This window comes from Polyangium jinanense, assembly GCF_028435365.1.
This window is the reverse complement of the sequence record NZ_JAGTJJ010000024.1, coordinates 149,461-167,279: the sequence shown is the minus strand read 5'-3', so window position 1 is coordinate 167,279 and position 17,819 is coordinate 149,461. Positions and strand designations below refer to the sequence as shown.

The window sequence follows — 17,819 nt, the reverse complement described above, 5'->3', positions numbered from 1 at the left end:
CCGTTGGAAGAACTGCGCGCAGCGCAGTTCTTCCACCAAAGGTCCAGGGCTTGCCCTGGTTCGGGTCGAGGGGCGAACAGCCCCCGCGGGGTCCGGGGCAGGGCCCCGGCGAGGCGCGTCAGGCCATGAACGAGCGTTCTTCCGCCGCGTAATCGACCTCGACGTCGAGCCGGGCCAGGACTGAATAGAACCCGAACTGGAGGCGGTTCATGAAGAGCATGCCCTCGGGCATGGGCACGAAGGAGGTGTCCCCGGTCTTGAGCGTCTCCTTGCCTGCCTCCTTCATGTGGTGGACGAGGCTCGCCACGTAGTCGCGCGTGATCCGGAACGGCGAGGAGAACTGCGGCTCGAACGCGCGGCGAATGTACGAGAGCACGCGCTTCTCGTGGTCGCCGCCCTGGGTCTCCAGCATGATCTTCGCGGCCTCGGTAAACGTGGCCTCGTCGCGTTCGACGGCCGCGCGGTGGAGCCTGCGCGCGACGCCGCGCCGCTTCTCGGGGATGGGCTGCACGCAGCCGAAATCGAGGAACGCCACGCGCCCGTCGTCCTGGAAGAAATAATTGCCCGGGTGCGGGTCGGCGTTGAACATCTCGCCGAGGAGCGTGCCCTTGTAAACGAACCGCCAGAGCGTGCGGCAAAGCGCGACGCGATCCCGCTCGGGCAGGCCGGCCGCCTCGTCGAGATTCCGGCCGCGAACGAACTGCGTCGTGAGCACACGGCGCGACGAACGATCGAGATCGACCCAGGGGATCAAAATCTTCGGGTCGCCCTCATGGACGCGCGCGAACTCGATCTGGCGGCGCGCCTCGATCGTGTAATCGAGCTCCTCGCGGAAGCGGGCGCGGACCTCCTCGAGCATTTTCGCGGAGCCGACCTTACGCGTGCCCATCATCGAGAGCGCGCCTTCAAGCAAGCCCGCATTTTTCAGGTCCGCCTCGACAGCCTCGGCCACGCCGGGGTGCTGGACCTTGACCGCGACCTCATCCCCTTCGAGGGTGCGGGCGCGATGCACCTGGCCGATCGAGGCACTCGCGACGGCCTTTTCATCCCATTCAGCAAAGAGGCGATCGAGCGGGGCGCCGAGCTCTTCCTCGACGAGGAGGCGAATGGCCTCCGGCGAGGAGCGAGGCGCCGCAGCGAGCAAGCTCTTCATCGAGCGCTGGTAAGCGTCACGATGCTCCTCAGGGACGAGTCCATCGATGTAGCCAGCCATCTGGCCGACCTTGGCAGCGACGCCGCGGAGGTTGCCAAGGACCTCGGCCGCGCGCTTGGCAGCCGCGTCATCGCCCTCGCGGCGAAGGAGCAGGCTCGTCCCCGTGCGCGCGCCGATCTCGGCGAGCCGGACGAGGCGGCCGAGGCGGCCCGAAGGAAGCTTGGTTTCGTCCGACATCTCGCCGCGGACGTAGCAGACGGACGCAGGATGGTAAAGACCTCCCCCCTTCGGCAGCGTAGCGCCGGGGTTTCACCCCGGGCCCGACCAGGGGTTGTCCACCCCTGGACCCGGACCAGCGCAAGCGCTGGACCCGGGGTCGATGAACTGCGCGATGCGCAGTTCATCGAACAGGCCGAGGCAAGACCGGCGACGACCCTGCCAGTCAAAACCTCAGCGCTGGCAACGCCGCTCGTGGTCTTGCCCCGGGCCCGTCGGAGAAACTGCGCATCGCGCAGTTTCTCCGCCTTCGGTCCAGGCCGTGCCTGGTCCGGGGTGCAGGGGGCGGACAGCCCCCGCTGGGGTGCGGGGCAACGCCCCGCGCTCTCAGTCTTCGCCTTCGCCGGCTCGCCCTGCCATCTCGATGAGGGCTTTGCGTGCCTCCTCGCGGGTCCGGATTTCCGTGTCGAATGCGAGCCGTACGCGACGCTCGCCTGAGGGGGTCTCGACGGCCATTTCGATGCCGTATCGGTCCACGGCGGTCATCTGCGCGCTCGTGGCTTCGGCGATTCCGGCGAGCTTGCGCGCGTAGGCGAGGATCGACGAGGCGTGGTCGTCGTTCATGTGCCCGAGGATGCGGGGCGCGAATTCGGCGAGTGGATCGGGCTCGGCGCGGGTGTATGCGGCGACGTCGACCCAGGACATGCGGCCGAACCCGCCGACGTAACGGAGGGAGCGCGGCTCGATGCGGTAATGCGAAAAATCCGCGAAATCGGCGTAGGTCGCGGCGTCCGGGTGCGCGGCGAGGAACAACGCGCGGCATTCGGACACCTCCTCCGGCGGCACGGCTGTGCAGGGGCCGATGAGCGTCACGCGTCCTTTTTCGAGCAATTTGTCCCCGACGATGGGCGATTCGAGGAGGAGGACGGAGGCCTCGGGACGGGCGAGCAGGTTTTGGGTGTGCTCGGCGAGGCGCGAGAGCAAGAAGAGGGCGCGGCCGCGCGCGTCCGTGGCGAGCGCCACGAGCGAGGCATAAGGGAAACCCTCGGGATCACGCGCCATCGTGGCGAGGGATCCGAATCGGGCGGCGCGGGCGAGTGTGCGCGCGCGTTCGGCGTGGCTCGGCGCGTGTGGGGAGGCCCCGGACGGACCTGTCCCTGCGACTGTGGACCGAGTGTCCACGCCTTTCCCTTGGCTCTCGTTCCCGGCGGCATTCTGTTCGCGGCCCTTCGTCATGATAGGGCCGTCATAACACGGCGCGCCGGTTTTATCGATGCGGGACGACCGAACGATCGAATCAGGGCGCGGCCTTTTTCTCCTCCGCCTCTTCCGGTGGGCACTCCTCTTCCCGGCGGAGCTCGATGTTCACCCGCCGCCCCTCACCCTTTCCGTCCCCTTGCACGTCGACCTTCACCTGACCCTCGAAGCCCTGCGCGGCGAGCTGCTCGAGGATCTTCTGCCGTACCACCTCGACGTCCTGGTCGTCGGTGATGTCGAGGTTGAAGAGATCGTGGCCAATCTTCTTGCCGAGCGTGCTATCGACCTTGCCGGAGAGCGGCTTCTCCGTGATCTTCGCCGAGGCGAGCGCGGGCATGGCTTCTCGCAGCTTGTCGGCGAGCGGCTCGTCGCCGAGGTCCTCGCCCCATGCCTCGATCTGCAGGGTCACCTCGCCGTTCTGGTGGCGACCGCGGACCTTCACGTTGTCGAGCTTCACCGAGCCTTCCAGGGCCTTCATGACCTCGGGCGGCTTGGGCATCGCTTCGGCCTCGGCGTACGTGACCGTCAGGCTCCGGCCGACCTCGACGTCGACCTCCATGGGGGCCGCGCAAGCCGCGACGCCGATCACTGCGGCGATTGCCGCGCCGAAAGCCATTTTCCGCAACACGTGTTTCTTCTCCATGGGTTTCCTCCTTTGTTCCGGGGGCATTGCGTCGAACGTGGCGAGGAGCGACGCTTCGAGCGCCGTGCGGTGCTCGGGGCGAGGCGCGCTCGCGGGCTCGAAGACCTTTTCGAGCTCTTTTTCTCGATCAGAACCGAACATCGACGACCTCACCTTCCTGGAGCACCTCGCGGAGCGACCGCTGCGCGCGCGAGAGCCGCTGCTTCACGGCGGCCGTGGACTCCCCGAGCAGCGCCGCGATCTCGGCATGCTCGAGGCCATCGCCATATCGAAGCGCGAGCAGCTCCTGCACGTGATCGGGCAGCGCCGCGACGGCCGCGCGAAGGGCGCGGATGCGCTCTTGTTGAACGAGCGAGTCGAGCGGCGTGCCGCGATCGTCGGCGAGGATCGGCGCGACGTCCTCGATGGGCGTGCCCTCGCGGCGCGCGCGGGCATGGTCGATGACGGCGTTCCGCGCGATGGAGAGGACGTACATGCGCACGGAGCCGCGGCGGAGATCGATGTCGCCGAGGTGCTCGAGCAGCTTGTGAAAGACGCGGCCGACGAGGTCCTCGACGTCTTCCCGTCTGCGGACGCGCCGGCCGACGAAGCGGCTGACCGGGTCGTAAAGGTCCTGGTAAAGGGCCCGGAACGCCTCGCGGTCGCCCGCTTGGGCGCGGGTGAGGAGAGCGCGATGGCGATCGTCAGGGTCCGCCCAGGGCCAGGGGAAGAGGCGCATGAGGTGCTCGCCCATGCTCTACGGGGCGGGCGGGGAGAGGTGACAGAAAAGATGCGGAGGGAGGGGAAGTGTGAGCTGGCGCGCTGGATGGCGTGGACAGAGGGGGTTGATGCGGATCAACCGCGGATGGACGCGATGGCCAGCGGGTGTTTGACGAGCGTCAACCCCCTCTGTCCACGATGACACCGAGGGTGTTGACGAGGATCAACCCCCTCTGTCCACGAGGACCGGCGGGGGTTGACGAGGATCAACCCCTGCTGCTCACGATGATCAGAGAGGGGGTTGATGCGGATCAACCCCCTCGGATCACGATGACCGGCGGGTATCGACGAGCGTCAACCGACGCTATCCACGATGATCCGCGCGGGTTGACGCGAAGCGAGGAGCGACGGTCACGCCCGCGGCTTCCACGACAGCACGAAATCACACGCGCCCCGCTCCAGATCGAGCCTCTCGACCTCGACCTTCCCGTCCACCCCGGCGAAGTCGAGCGCGGATTCCCAGCAACCCGACAGGAGCTCGACCATCGTCCCGTTCCGGAAATGCGCAGCCGGAAACCCTCGCAGTCGGAGCATGCATTCGTGCTCGCCGAGGTTTTCGTAGACCAGCCGGCCCGCATTCTCGGCGACGAGCTCACGGCCGCGCGGGACGAAGCGCAGCAAGGATTGCGGCGTGAATCCGGCCCGGCGCAGGAAGCTTTCGACGACCGCCCGGAGGAGCGGATTCTCGAAGTAACGGTTCATGCAGCGCCGGAAGAGCGCACGTGTGCCGGGAGCACCGAGCTCCGCGCGCAGCGCTTCGACCATGTCGTAATAAGGCTCGGGCGGGAGCCATTGTATGCCGATGGCGCCGCGGATCGTCGCGAGGGACGCGGGAGCCATGCGCGCAAGGATGCGAGCTCGCACGGTCGGGTCGAGCGTCTCGACCTCGCGGAGCACGGCCTGGGCGAAGCTTGCGCGGGTTCGTTGCGGGGCGGCGCGACTCATCGCAGCCCACACCCCACCGTGACCGCCTGATCCACCGTTGCGCGCTCGATCTTCCTCGTATCCGCGTCCACCGTGACCCGCACCTTCACGCTGCCGCCGAGACCCACGCGGGCCACGCCCTTCAGCAGGTCGCCGATCAGCCCGTCCACGTGCGCGCCGACCGCCGAGGCGCCGAGCTCCGAGCAGGGCACCGCGCCGTCGAGCGTCATCTTCACCCGCGCCGAAAGGCCCTCGCGTTTCACCGTCCCGGGGCCGGCCAGCTTGAAGGCGCCCGCGTCCACCGTCGCCTTCGAGATGCGCATGTCCACGAGGTTCGGCGTGATCTCGAACGTCGCCCCGAGCTTCGTCTTGTTCCCGAAGACGATCCCGTCGAGCTCCTTCGGATGCGGCGGCACCCAGCCCTTCACCTCGAGCGACGCCGTGCCCGCGTACATCCCTTTCGATTCGGGACCGCCGAACGTCACCGCCACCGTCCCCTCCACCGAGGCCCCGCGCAGATCCGCGGGGACCGACAACGAGCGCGCGCGGGCGAGGTCGTCGACCTTTGTCGGCGGCAGCGTCGCCGAAAGCCGCATCGGCTTCGCCTTCGTGTCGAGCGCGAGCCGCAGCGGCGCCGCCTCGGGCGTCTTTGCGCCGAGCCATATCGAAGCCGGATCCTTGCCGTTCCAGCGCGCGCCGACGAGGCCCAGGTTCGTCCCCTCGAACGCCACCGTCCCCTCGAACGCCCCTTCGTCGCCGCGCCCCTTCGTCGCTTGGCCGGCGAGCACGATCCACGGCGATTCCTTCGAGCCCCAGTACACCGTCGCGTTCGCGGTCGCCGGCAGATCCAGGGCGCCCGGGTGGCGGCGATCGAACGCGGCCAGGGCTTCGAGGCGCTCGTCGAGCGGGGTGGCGAGCGTGACCACCACGTTGCGGGCCTCGAGCCGCGTCGGGGAGAGGCCCGCGAGGTCCACGGCGACCCACGGGGCCTCGACCGCGAGGCCCGTGACGCCTTCGAGCTTGGCCTTGGCGCCCGTGAGCACGACACGGCCCCACTTGGGGTTGAAGTCGTCGAACGTGAGCTCGATGCCCCGGGCCCGCGCTTCCTTCTCGATCCAGAACCGGACGAGCGGGCGGTGGCCGAGGCCTACCCCGAGGCCGAGGGCCGCGGCGAAGAGGAGCACGAAAGCCACGATCCGCCGCCCTCGCGGGCTCTTCTTCGGGGGCTCCTTCGGGGGCTCCGGCGCCGTGTCGGGCAGCGTGTCCATGTCGATCCCTGCTAGCACGTCGGGGACGACAAGAGCGTGCCTCTCGTTTCGCAGGGTGGTGGAACGGCGCGCCTCGGACGTATACTGCGCGGCATCATCATGGCGGAAGGGACGCTGGCCCAGCCTGGCGACGTGATCGCCCGCAGATATCGGGTCGAATCCTGGCTCGGCCAGGGCAACATGGCCATCGTCTATCAGGCCAAGCACGTGAACACGGGCAAGGCGTGCGCGCTCAAGCTCGTGCACCCGCACCTGGTCACGCGCAAAGAGTTCGTCGACCTCTTCGTGAAAGAGGCCCAGCTCGGCGCGCGGATCGGCGAAAACCCGCACATCGTCGACGTCTTCGACGCAGGCGTGGACGAGGCGCGCAAGGTCCCGTACCTCGCGATGGAGCTGCTCCAAGGCGACACGCTGGAGAGCTACCTCAAGAAGCACGGACGGCTGCCCGCGCGGCTCGCGCACACGATCTTCGAGCACCTCGCCGACGCGCTCGATCAAGCCCACGGCGCAGGCGTCATCCACCGCGATCTCAAGCCCGGCAACCTGTTCATCGCCCGCGATCGGAAAGGCCAGATCCTCCTCAAGGTGATGGACTTCGGCATCGCGAAGGTGCTGGAGAGTCACGAGCAACGCACCGCGACGCAGATCGGATCACCCGCGTACGCCGCGCCCGAGCAGCTCGGCGCAACGCTGCGTAGCCTCGCCGCGACACAAGGGATCTCGATCTCGCAGACCGTGCAGGCGTCGACCGACGTGTGGGCGCTCGGGCTCGTTGCGTACGAGGCGCTCACGGGCGTTCAGCCCGGTCAATACTGGGGCGTCGACACGTACGCGGATCTCATGATCTGCATCGCGCTCGAGGAGCATCCGACGGCGACGCATCGAGCCGGCGACTACGCGAAGTACCTGCCGCCAGGCTTCGACCCGTGGTTCTCGAAGTGCATCCAGCGCGACGCATCCGCGCGCTGGCAGTCGGCCGGCGAAGCCGTGCGCGAGCTGATGCGGCTCATCGACGCGTGGTCGTCGGATCCGATGACGGGAGACGTCAAGATCACGCCGTTCGAATCGCCGGTCTCGTCGAAGTCGGCGAAGAGCGCGAAGCCGCTTCCGAAGCCGATGCCGAAGCCCGCCGCAGCAGGGCCGCTGCGCCCGTCGGTGACAGGGCTCCCGCTGAAGCTGCAGGTCTCGAAGTCCTCGCCCGCCGCAGCCGAGCCGGCGAAGGCCGTCATTCCGGAGCCGAAGACGGGTCCCGTCTCGAAGGCCGGGCTCGCCGCGCCGGTGGTCGCGCCGAAGGCGGGGCCCGCGGCCACGCCCACGCCGGCTCTCGCCGTGCCGAAGACGGGGCCCGTGGTGCCGCCGAAGCCCACGACCACGCCGACCCCGGCGCCCGCGCCCGTGGCAGCGACGCCCGCGCCTGCGCCCGTGGCAGCGACGCCCGCGCCCGCGCCCGCTGCCGCCGCCGCGCCCGCCGCCGCTTCCGAAGGCCCTTCGTTGCTCGACTCCGCGCTGGTGTCGCTGGTCGACTCCGCGCCGGTGTCCCTGCCGCTCTTGACGGACTCCGCGCCCGCGCTGACGGACTCTTCGCTCACGGAGTCCGCGCCGGTGCTGACGGACTCCGCGCCCAAGCTGACCGACTCCGGGCCGAAGCTCTCGGACTCGGGGGGGACGCCGAACGACGGCTCGCGGGCGAGCCAGCGGCCCACGAAGCCAGTGCCCGCGACCGTGCCCGCGACCGCGCCCGCGCCGCCGCCGAAGCCGCCGCAGGGGCCGCCGCCGCGCAAGCCCGCCGCGCCTCCGCCCGTCCCCGTGCGGCGCGAGCCTCCGCCCAAGGCCGCGGCGCCGCCGATGCCGCCCAAGGAGCGCGCGCGCTTGCAAGAGCTGGCGATGCAGCTCGAGCTCGACAGCAAGTGGGCCGAGCTCTGCGACGTGCTCCGCAAGCTCGAAGCCGCCGAGCCCACGGCCGAGCGCAAAGCGCGCTACCTCTACCAGCTCGCGCTCGTCCACCAGGATCGTCTCGACCAAACCGATCGCGCGCTCGAGCTGCTCGACGAGGCGCTCGACAAGAACCCGAGCCTCGTCGAGGCCTTCGATCTGGTCGTGGCGATCCACGAGGGCCGCGCCGACTGGAAGAAGATCGAGCGCGCCTACCGGAAGATGCTGCACCGGCACGCAGGCACCGAGGACACCTCGTTCAAGCACCGGCTGTGGTTCAAGCTCGGCGAGATCTACCGCGACCTCTTCGACAACCCCGGCGCCGCGGTCGAGGCCTTCCGCATGGCGCTGCGCAACGCCTCGCGCGAGGAGGTCATCCCCGATCACCTCACGCTCGCCGCCCTCTGCGCGCACATCGGGCAGATCGACGACGCGATCGCGTCGTACCAGGCCATCCTGCGCGCCGATCCCGGGTACGTCGACGCCTACCGGGCGATCTACCGGCTCAGCGTGGATCGTGGCGCCTACGATCCGGCCTGGTGCGCCGCGGCCGCGCTCGCGTTCCTGCGCGAGGCGGACGAGGAGCAGGTGACCTACTTCCAGGACTACCGCCCCGACGGCCGCATCCAGGTGAAGAGCCGCTTCGACAACGAGCTCTGGGCGCGCCACGTCTTCCACGAGGATCAAAGCCTGCTCGTCGGGAAGATCTTCGAGATGATGGCGCGCGCGGCCATGAAGGCGAAGGTCGAGGCGCTGCGGCAACGCAAGGAGCTGCTCTCGCTCGATCCCTTCCTGCGGCAGGACCCGACGACGTCGAGCGTGCCGTTCGTGCGAACGATGGGCTGGGCGTCGCGCGTCATCGGCGTGACGTGCCCGGCGCTCTTCGTGCGCAGCGACGTGCCGGGCGGCATCGTCGCGGTGCCGACGGAGCCGCCCGCGTCGGTCGTGGGGCAGACGCTGCTCGGCGGTTTTTCCCAGGAGGAGCTCGCGTTCATCGCGGGCAAACACCTCGCGATGTACCGCGGCGAGCACTACATCAAGCTGCTCTTCCCGAGCGCGGAGGAGCTGCGCGTCATCTTCCACGCGGCCGTGAAGATGGTGATGCCCGACGCGAACACGCCGCGCGACGTGGACACGCGCGCCGAGACGACAGCGAAGGTGCTGCGCTCGTTCATGGGGCCACGCGAGCAGGACGGTCTCCGTGTGCTCGTGCGGAAGTTCGTCTCCGAGCGGGAGGAGGCGGACATCGCCCGGTACTTCCGCGCGGTCGAGTTCACGGCGACGCGCGCCGGCTTCGTCCTGTGCGGGGATCTCGGGGTGGCGAAGAAGATCATCGCCGCGGAGCCGACGCTCTCGGACGATCCGTTGCCCACGGACAAACTAAAGGATCTGCTCGCGTACTCGGTGTCGGAGAGCTACCTCGCGGTGCGCCAGTTGCTGGGGATCGCGATCGGGCAGGAGTAACCCGCCGCGAAGGCGCGCGTCATTCACCGTGCGTGGCGAAGCGCGCGGGGGTCTTCGGATCCAGCAAGTATCCCTTGGGGTGACTCGAAAGGAGCGCGCCCAGCCCCTCCTTGCGCAAGCTGCTCAGCGCGACCCGGAGGCGCGCGACCGCCGCGCCGGACAAGATCCGCTCGCTCGGCCATCCCCTGGCCACGAGATCCTTCACCGACATCGGCGCGCCGGGTCGCGCGAGGCGCTGCTCCGTCAAGGCGACGAGGAGGCGGCCGAGCAGGCGCCGGCGAGAGCAGTCCACACGCCTCCCCGAGGGCAGGCGGAACCACTCGCCCTCGGGATGGACGAGCAGCGCCGCGTCCTCGGAAGCCCGTCCATGGGTGAGGAGCGCGTGCTCGAGCGAGCGGCGCGCGCGGGTGACCTCGAGGCGCGGCGGAGCGAGGGGCGCCGCCGCGAGCCGTCGCGCCGCGGAGGCGACGTGCTCTGCCGCGCCCACGAGATCGCTGCCGGCCGCAGCTTCGCGGGCGAGCGCGAGATCGAGGTGCCCGCGTAGATAGTGGATGACCGCGGCATTCGTGGGCCGCTCCCGTGCCCAGCTCGGCCGCTCCGCCTCGGCGAACGCCTCGCGCGCGGCGTCGACGCGCCCGGCCGTCGCCTCGACGCTGCCGAGCCACGCGTGGATCGCGACCTCCATCGAGTGCTGGTCGCGCAGGCTGGCGAGCGCGCGCTTGCAGCTCTCGCGGGCCTCGCGGAGTCGCTGCGCCATGAAGAGATGGCTTCCTTGGTGCCCGAGCACCACGCCCAGCGTGTAGCGATCTCCGATCTCACCCGCGATGCGGATCGATTGCTCGAAGTACGTCGCCGCTTCGTCGGGACGGCCGAGCTCGTCGGCGATCGACGCGAGGCTGCTGAAGCAATTGGCCAGGTTCCGCCGGTTGCCGAGGGCGCGGTGAAGGGCGACCGCGCGCTCGCCATGCTCGCGCGCCTCCTCGAGTCGCCCGAAATGGATCTGCGTGATGCAGAGGTTGCCCTCCGCCATTCCCTCGAAATGGATGTCGCCCGCCTCGCGGTGGAGGGGCAACGCCTTGAGGAACGACTCCCGCGCCTCGTCCTGCGCTCCCTCGAAGACCCGGATCACGCCAAGCACGGTCAGGATGCGCCCTTTTTGGCGGCGATCGTCGGGGTGGATCAGCCCGCGTGCACGCTCGAGCTCGGCATGCGCCTCGAGCAGGCGACCTTGAAAGAGGTGGACGAGCGTCTTCGTGAAGAGCGCTCGCACGAGCGCGTCGTGGTCTCGGATCTGGGCCCCGAGGGAGCGCACCTCGTCCGCATCCGCGATGGCGCGCGCATAATCCCCCATGAGCCGGTGCACCTCGGCGCGCGCAGCGAGCGCCCGCGCGCGGAGGTCCGCGTCGAGCCCAGCCGCGCCCGAGGCGCCGAGGACCGCGTCGTGCAGGGCCGCCGCCAAGCTGAGCGGTCCATGCACCGTGAGCGCCGGCTGGAGCGCGAGCGCGACACGCGCCGCCGTGCGCACGTCCTCGGCGCGCGCCGGCCCGATCCGCTCGAACGCGCGGTGGTGCACCGCGAGCAAGTTCTCCTTCTCGGCCAGGAGCCAGCGCCGGGCAAGGGCGCCCTCGGGCCCGTCGGCCTTCGCGGACCAGAAGCACGCCTCCGCTTCGTAGTAGGCCGCATGCCGCGTGATGGCGGCCTCGTCCGCGCCGCGCTCGCGCAGCCGGTCCCACGCATAGTCGCGGATGCTGAGGTAGAGCGTGAAGCGCGCATCGCCGGGCCCCTCGCGCGGCGTCTCGCGCACAAGCAGGGATCGATCGCGGAGCGACTGGAGCACGTCAGCCACGCAAGGGGCGCCCTCGCCGAGGTCGATGACCCGCTCGGCCGCGTCGAGATCGAAGCTGCCACGAAAGACGGCGCAGTGCGCGAGCACGGCCTGCTCCCAGGGGTCGAGCGCCCTCCACGAGGCGTCGATCGCGTCCCTGAGCGAGCCATGCCGTGGCCCGCCACTCGAAGCCCCTCGCACGAGGACGTCGAACCGGCGGCGCAGATGTTCGAGCAGCGTGGCCGTGGAGAAGACGCGCATCCGCGCAGCAGCAAGCTCGAGCGCCAGCGGCAAGCCATCGAGCTCGCGCACGAGCGCCGCCGCGCGGGGCGCCTCGTCCATCGTGAGGGCATAGTCGTGCACGACGAGCCCCGCGCGATCCACGAAGAGGCGGACCGCCTCGGAGTCTGCAACATCCGCACTCCCCCGCGGGAGAGGCAGCGGACCAAGATCGAGGATCGCTTCGCCCTCGACATCGGTTCGCGTCCGCGAGGTGACGAGAAACCGTGCCTCCGGCGCCCGCTCACGCAAGACCGGGAGCGTCGCCTGCGCATGCGCAACGAGGTGCTCGAAGTTGTCGAGGACGACGAGGACCCGGCCCCGCGCAGCAATCGCATCCGCAAGCTGCGCAAGCATGCCCGCGCCGCTCCCCGCCATGAGGGGGACATCCAGCGTCGCGCCAATCGCCCCACAGATGCCATCGACATCAGAAGCGTAGGTCAAGTCACACATCCAAGCGCCCCCCGGATAAGCCTCGGCATGCCGGAGGGCGTACTCATGGGCGAGCCGGGTCTTGCCCATGCCCGGAGCCCCAAGGACGCTCACCAGGGCCTCGGTGGAGAGCCGCGCGCGGAGGGCCGAGAGCTCGAGCTCCCGTCCAATGAACCGCGTCGAGCGAGCCTTGACGTTGGTCCGCGGCGATGGAGACGAGCGCGGCACGTTTCGCACGATCGTGGCCCGGGACTTTAGGGGACGACCAGGGGGGTGTCGACGACGCGCGGGAGCACGTAGCGCCGGGGCGCTGCCCCGGACCCCGCGGGGGCTATTCGCCCCTCGACCCGAACCAGGGCAAGCCCTGGACTCGGGGTGGAAGAACTGCGCGATGCGCAGTTCTTCCAAGGAGGCCGGTGGCAAGACCGTGGAGGTGCGTGGGGTGGAATCGAGGGGCCATTTTATCGAGATATTATCGACATCTTATGCCTCGGCGCGGGCGCTTCGATCTACGAAGGGTCGCCGGCACAATCGTGGACGATGGGAACGATGGACCCCGCTCTGCCGAAGGATAAGGAGACGTCATGATATTGGGTTTGGGTGGTCGCGTGACGACCGTGGTGTTGTTGAGCGCAGCAGTCGCCGCGCTCGGATGCGGTGACAGCGATTCGTCGACGTCGACAGGCTCGGGCGGCAGCTCGTCGACGACGGTAGGATCAGGCGGTGGGATGGCGGGAGCAGGGGGAGCAGGCGGCGACATGCCCACGGGCTCGGGCGGCTCGGCGTCGAGTGGTGGTTCGATATGTGGCAGCGGCACGACCGACTGTGACGGCACCTGCGTCGACACAGCGCTCGACCCGAAGAACTGCGGCGCATGCGGAAATGCGTGCCCCGCCGGCGAGCTCTGCTCGATGAGCGCCTGCGGTGTCGTCTGTCTGGGCGGAACCACGCAGTGCGGCGATGCCTGCAAAGATACCTCGATCGATCCGGCGAACTGCGGCACGTGCGGGAATGCCTGCCCGGCGGGGAGCTCCTGCGAAAGCGGCGCATGCCAGCCGGCCGCGGCAGGCTGCGGACCGGGGCAAACCACCTGCAGCGTCGGAGCAAACCAATACTGCGCGAACCTCGGCACCGATTCCCAGAACTGCGGCGGTTGTGGCTTCGTGTGCCCCACGGGCCAGGTCTGTTCCGGCGGGCAATGCGGGGCGACCTGCACCGGCAAGACGTCCACCCTCTGCGACGGAAGCTGCGTGGACACGGCCTCCGACAACCTCAATTGCGGCGGTTGCGGCCACGCGTGCCCCGCCGGCCAGGTCTGCTCGGGAGGCACGTGCGCCGCGACCTGCGCGCCCGAGTACGCCACGTGCGGATCGGGGGCGGCCGCTCACTGCGCCGACGTGCACGACGACCCGCAGAACTGCGGCGCATGCGGCGTCGTCTGCCCCGCGGAAAAGCTCTGCTCGAACGGGAGCTGCGTCTCGCATTGCGGCGGGTTCTTCGATACGAGCTGCAATGGTCTCTGCGTCGACACGGACGCCGACGAGCAGAACTGCGGCGCCTGTGGCAACGTCTGCGCGGGCGAGCTGGTCTGCTCCGGCGAGCAATGCGGCCCCACGTGCGGGGCAGGGTACACGACCTGCGGGAGCGGCGAAGGCGCGTACTGCGCAAAGCTCCAGAACGACCCGGAAAACTGCGGCGCCTGCGGACAAGCGTGCCCGGTGGGAGAGGCCTGCTCGCAAGGCGTCTGCGCCCCGGCCTGCAATGGCATCAACGGCACGTTGTGCGGCGGTCTCTGCACGAACCTCATCAACGACCCCAAGAACTGCGGGAGCTGCGGTTTTGCCTGCGCTGCGGGGGACGTCTGCACGGGCGGCCTCTGCGCGAAGACCTGCGCGGAGGGCTCGTCCGCTTGCACCGTGGGCGCAACCACGCTTTGCATCGACGTGTCGGTCGATCCGCAGAACTGCGGGAGCTGCGGCCACGCGTGCCCGCAGGGCGAGGTCTGCTCGAATGGGACGTGCGGGAATTCGTGCCAGATGGGCTACGACACGTGCGGCGTCGGTTCGTCCGCCTTCTGCACGTATACCGACAACGATCCGAACAACTGCGGCGCCTGCGGCTATAGCTGCGAGCCGCCCCCCCACGGGAGCGCCACGTCGTGCACCTTCGGCGCGTGCGGCTTCACCTGCCAGCCGGGATACGCAAAGGTCAACAACGGCAACACCTGTCTCCCCCTGAAGAGCATCGTGGCGGGCTCCCACCATACCTGCGGGATCACCGAGAGCGGCGGCGTCATGTGCTGGGGGTACAACAGTTATGGTCAGCTTGGGGACGGCACGGCGACGAACCGCATGTCTCCGGTCGCCGTCCTCAACCTGAGCGGACCTGCGGTCAAGGTATCGGTGGGGTCGCTCAGCACCTGCGCGGCGCTCGCCAATGGCAAGGTGCAGTGCTGGGGGTACAACGGCAACGGCGAGCTCGGAAACAACACGAATCTGAACAGCCTCACCCCCGTCGACGTCCAGGACCTCACGGACATCGTCGACATCCAGTCCGGGCTCCTGTTCACGTGCGTGCTGACCAGCGCGGGGGCGGTCGCGTGCTGGGGCTACAATGCCTATGGCCAGCTCGGGAACGGGACCAACAGCAATGCCATCGTCCCCGGGATCGTCTCGGGCCTCGACGCCGGCGTCAAGGCAATCGCCGTCAGCCGGGCGACCGGCAATCAGGATGGCACGGGCGTGCACGCGTGCGCCCTCACCACCGCGGGTACGGTGAAGTGCTGGGGATACAACAGCCACGGCGAGGTCGGTGACAACAGCACGACGACCCGTTACACGCCCGTCGACGTCCTCGGATTGAGCGGCGTCGCCGGCATCACGGCGGGTGGGCTCCACACCTGCGCGCGCACGAATGCGGGCGCGGTCAACTGCTGGGGGTACAACGGCCATGGGCAGGTCGGCACCGGGACGGCCGGTGACCAGTTCCCGACGTACGTGCCCGTGGTCGGCCTGAGCACGGGTGTCGTGGCCATCGCGGCCGGCGGGGCCCACACCTGCGCCCTGACCCAGGCGAAAAAGACGCTCTGCTGGGGCTACAACGGCTGGGGCGGGCTCGGAGACGGGACCACCACCGACAGGCCGGCGCCTACGGCCGTCCAGGGCCTTCCCGCGGGCGGCCTGCCCGGTATCGTGAGCATGGGGCATTACTACACCCTTGCGGAGACGGCCGACGGCCGCGTCCTCGGGTGGGGCCTCAACGATTACGGGCAGCTCGGGGACGGCACCAACGCGACCCGGTACCTTCCGACGCCGATTCACTGACCGGCGCGCCGGCGATCGGCGCGCGACAAATCCACCCCGACCCCCGCCTCCGCGCGACCTCCCCCGACCCGAGCCCCCGAAGGGCGCCTGCGCTGAGCGCACTACGTCGTGCATCGCCCTCCGACAGCCCCGGCGCTGGGCGCACGCGCCCGTCATCGGGCCCTCGACCCCCCCGTGCATGACCTCCGCCTCTCGGCGTTCCGGCGCGCGGACCTCCTCGAGCCCCGGGGGCCCGCACCGCCCCCCGTTCGCCTTGTACCGCTCAGCTCCCGAGCTTCGACACCGCCGGAGGCGGCGGCGTCGCCGATCGCGCCTCCTCCGGCAGGAGCTGACGCAGGTGCCACGCCTGCATCGCCGAGCGCATCTCGGCTTCCCGCAGCGCGAGCTGCACGCGGCCCATGATCACACTCGGGGCCACGATCAGGAACACGTTCCCGACCGTGAGCGACACCAGCGTCGGCAGCTCGGGCAGCGACACGCCTTGTGGCAGGACCACCATGTTCCCGTTCTGGAACGCGTACGAGCGCTCGATGACCCCGAGGAGCTCGAGGCCGAGCGGCACGAGCATCCCGCATACGCCCGTCACGATGACCGCCGCGCGGAACCGGCCCGAGTGCGTCATCGAGAACGAGAACGTGAAGATGAGCAGCACCATCGGCACGAAGAACAGCGGGCCGAACGCGCGCGCCACGAAGCCGAGCGCGAGGATGTTGAACAGGAACGCGCCGTAACTGAAGACGTAGAGCCGGCGCACCTCCTCGGACTGCGCCGCGAGGAGCTTCAGCGCCGACGAGATCGCCGAAAGGCCCACGATCGCGAGCAGGTGCGCCGTGCTCCGCACGCCCATCCAGAAGGCGAGCGGAATCAAGAGCAAGAGGCTCGCCACGTCGAAGCGCACGCCGTCCCGCAGCGCGAGCCGCAGCCGGCCAAAGCCCCGCGCCCGCACCTCGGCCCGCGCCTCGGGCAGGATGTCGCTCGATGGCGTGGTGATGATCCGGGCGAGGAGGCGCAGGGCCTCGCGGTTCGTCGGGTCGAGCGCGAGGGCGCGACCGACCTCCTGCATCGCCTCGCGCCGGGCTTCCGCGGCCTCCGGGCCGGGACGGTCGGCACGCCGGGCGGCGGCCTCGGCGATGCGGGCGTGACGGCTCGACATGTCGCGGCGCACCGAGACGTCCGTGTCGCCGGCGAGGAACCGCTCGATCACGTCGTGCAGATCGCGGGCCGAGGCGTACCGGGCATCCGGGTCGAGCGCGGTGGCTTTGACGCAGATGGCGTCGAGCTCCGGGGGCAGGTCGAGCGTCGGGACGCGGCTCGAGGCGCGCGCGTCGGCGCCCTGGAGCGTCGCGAGCATCATCGCGTTCCAGGTGTCCTTCGTGTGCAAAGGCTCGAGCGTCAGGATCTCGAACAGGATCGCGCCGAGCGAGTAGACGTCGCTGCGCGCGTCGAGCGCGCTCACCTTGCCCATCGCCTGCTCGGGCGACATGTACCCGAACGTGCCGAGGATCTTGCCGGCGGCCGTCTTCACGTCGTCCGAGGAGTCGTCGAGCGAAAGCGCGGCCTCGGACGTGTCCTTGCGCAGCTTCGCGAGGCCCCAGTCGAGCACGTAGACCTCGCCGAAATCGCCGAGCATCACGTTCGACGGTTTGAGGTCCCGGTGGAGCACGCCGCGGGAATGGGCGAAGTCGACGGCGAGGCAGGCGGCGGAGAACGCGCGGAGCAGCTTGGGACGGCTGTAGGCCTCCACGATGGCCGGGTCTTTCTTGCGCAGACCCTTCACGATCTGCGCGAGCGTCAGGCCCCGCAGGCATTTCATCGTGAAGTAAGTCGATCCCTCGATGTCGACGCCGAGGTCGTAGACCGGGACGATCGAGGGGTGCTCGAGCTGCCCTTGCACCCGGGCTTCGCGCAGGAAACGGGCGCGGACCTGCGGATCGGACTGGTAGATCGGCAGGATCACCTTGCGCGCCACGTCGCGGCCGATGCGCGTGTCTTTGCAGAGCGCGACCTCGCCCATCGCGCCGTGCCCGAGCTTTCGTTTCTCCACGTAACGATCGAGCGGCTCGATGCCGAAGGTCTCGCCTTCGGCGGCATCGACCGGCGGGGGCACGGAGAAGATCCGCGCGGGCGGAGGGATCGAGGTGCGCCCCTCTTCCTCCGCGGCCTTCGTCGGCTCCTCCACGGAGTCGTCGAAGAGATCGGGCTCGGAGGTCCGATGGCGCTTCATGGATTCAAAGCAAGCTGAAACCGCAAAAGCGGTCAAGCGCTGGGCGGCGCGTCCCTCATTTTCGTGTCCTCGGTCGGAGCCGAGGGCGCCGTGAGGCGGCTCGCCGGTGCTGGATACGCG

General features: G+C 69.5%; 10 protein-coding genes. 2 read left to right on the top strand and 8 right to left on the bottom strand.

What is annotated here, in order from left to right; translation table 11 throughout:
- Positions 1–118 precede the first annotated feature (118 nt).
- The 6 genes from KEG57_RS31065 to KEG57_RS31040 form a co-directional block, all read right to left on the bottom strand.
- The gene (locus KEG57_RS31065) at positions 119–1,390 is read right to left on the bottom strand and encodes an ABC1 kinase family protein (protein ID WP_272425859.1); all 1,272 of its coding nucleotides are present in this window, start codon (positions 1,388–1,390) and stop codon (positions 119–121) included.
- Positions 1,391–1,756: 366 nt separating this feature from the next.
- Positions 1,757–2,605, bottom strand: a complete 849-nt coding sequence (locus tag KEG57_RS31060) for a HugZ family pyridoxamine 5'-phosphate oxidase (protein ID WP_272425858.1) — start codon at positions 2,603–2,605, stop codon at positions 1,757–1,759.
- A 61-nt stretch (positions 2,606–2,666) separates the two neighbouring features.
- Positions 2,667–3,410, bottom strand: coding sequence for a hypothetical protein (locus KEG57_RS31055; RefSeq protein WP_272425857.1), 744 nt, complete (start codon positions 3,408–3,410; stop codon positions 2,667–2,669).
- Positions 3,397–4,002: an RNA polymerase sigma factor gene (locus KEG57_RS31050; RefSeq protein WP_272459106.1), complete on the bottom strand. Its 606-nt coding sequence runs from the start codon at positions 4,000–4,002 to the stop codon at positions 3,397–3,399. Before KEG57_RS31050 ends, KEG57_RS31055 begins: the two co-directional genes overlap by 14 nt.
- A gap of 377 nt (positions 4,003–4,379) precedes the next feature.
- Entirely contained in the window at positions 4,380–4,973 is a 594-nt protein-coding gene (locus KEG57_RS31045; RefSeq protein WP_272459105.1) for a hypothetical protein, read from the bottom strand.
- Positions 4,970–6,220: a hypothetical protein gene (locus KEG57_RS31040; protein ID WP_272425854.1), complete on the bottom strand. Its 1,251-nt coding sequence runs from the start codon at positions 6,218–6,220 to the stop codon at positions 4,970–4,972. The genes KEG57_RS31045 and KEG57_RS31040 overlap by 4 nt, the downstream gene beginning before the upstream one ends.
- 36 nt (positions 6,221–6,256) lie before the next feature.
- On the opposite strand from KEG57_RS31040, the gene KEG57_RS31035 reads away from it, so the two are divergent.
- Positions 6,257–9,616 carry a serine/threonine-protein kinase gene (locus tag KEG57_RS31035; RefSeq protein WP_272459104.1) on the top strand — a complete coding sequence of 1,120 codons (3,360 nt, stop codon included), beginning with the start codon at positions 6,257–6,259 and terminating at the stop codon, positions 9,614–9,616.
- Between the two features lie 19 nt (positions 9,617–9,635).
- Here KEG57_RS31035 and KEG57_RS31030 read toward each other — a convergent pair whose 3' ends face one another.
- Complete coding sequence (locus tag KEG57_RS31030) at positions 9,636–12,380, bottom strand: ATP-binding protein (protein ID WP_372518224.1); 2,745 nt, start codon at positions 12,378–12,380, stop codon at positions 9,636–9,638.
- A gap of 356 nt (positions 12,381–12,736) precedes the next feature.
- Here KEG57_RS31030 and KEG57_RS31025 point away from each other — a divergent pair, with 356 nt between their 5' ends.
- A complete protein-coding gene (locus KEG57_RS31025) occupies positions 12,737–15,475 on the top strand; it encodes an RCC1 domain-containing protein (RefSeq protein WP_272425852.1) in 2,739 nt (912 codons plus the stop codon).
- Between the two features lie 262 nt (positions 15,476–15,737).
- Here the strand turns inward: KEG57_RS31025 and KEG57_RS31020 are convergent, their stop codons facing one another.
- Entirely contained in the window at positions 15,738–17,699 is a 1,962-nt protein-coding gene (locus tag KEG57_RS31020) for a serine/threonine-protein kinase (RefSeq protein ID WP_272425851.1), read from the bottom strand.
- Between the last annotated feature and the right edge of the window lie 120 nt (positions 17,700–17,819).

What these genes read in the sequence shown, in the direction of transcription:
- KEG57_RS31065 (WP_272425859.1), bottom strand. Translation starts at nt 1,390, where the DNA reads ATGTCGGACGAAACCAAGCTTCCTTCGGGCCGCCTCGGCCGCCTCGTC.
- KEG57_RS31060 (WP_272425858.1), bottom strand. Translation starts at nt 2,605, where the DNA reads ATGACGAAGGGCCGCGAACAGAATGCCGCCGGGAACGAGAGCCAAGGG.
- KEG57_RS31055 (WP_272425857.1), bottom strand. Translation starts at nt 3,410, where the DNA reads ATGTTCGGTTCTGATCGAGAAAAAGAGCTCGAAAAGGTCTTCGAGCCC.
- KEG57_RS31050 (WP_272459106.1), bottom strand. Translation starts at nt 4,002, where the DNA reads ATGGGCGAGCACCTCATGCGCCTCTTCCCCTGGCCCTGGGCGGACCCT.
- KEG57_RS31045 (WP_272459105.1), bottom strand. Translation starts at nt 4,973, where the DNA reads ATGAGTCGCGCCGCCCCGCAACGAACCCGCGCAAGCTTCGCCCAGGCC.
- KEG57_RS31040 (WP_272425854.1), bottom strand. Translation starts at nt 6,220, where the DNA reads ATGGACACGCTGCCCGACACGGCGCCGGAGCCCCCGAAGGAGCCCCCG.
- KEG57_RS31025 (WP_272425852.1), top strand. Translation starts at nt 12,737, where the DNA reads ATGATATTGGGTTTGGGTGGTCGCGTGACGACCGTGGTGTTGTTGAGC.
- KEG57_RS31020 (WP_272425851.1), bottom strand. Translation starts at nt 17,699, where the DNA reads ATGAAGCGCCATCGGACCTCCGAGCCCGATCTCTTCGACGACTCCGTG.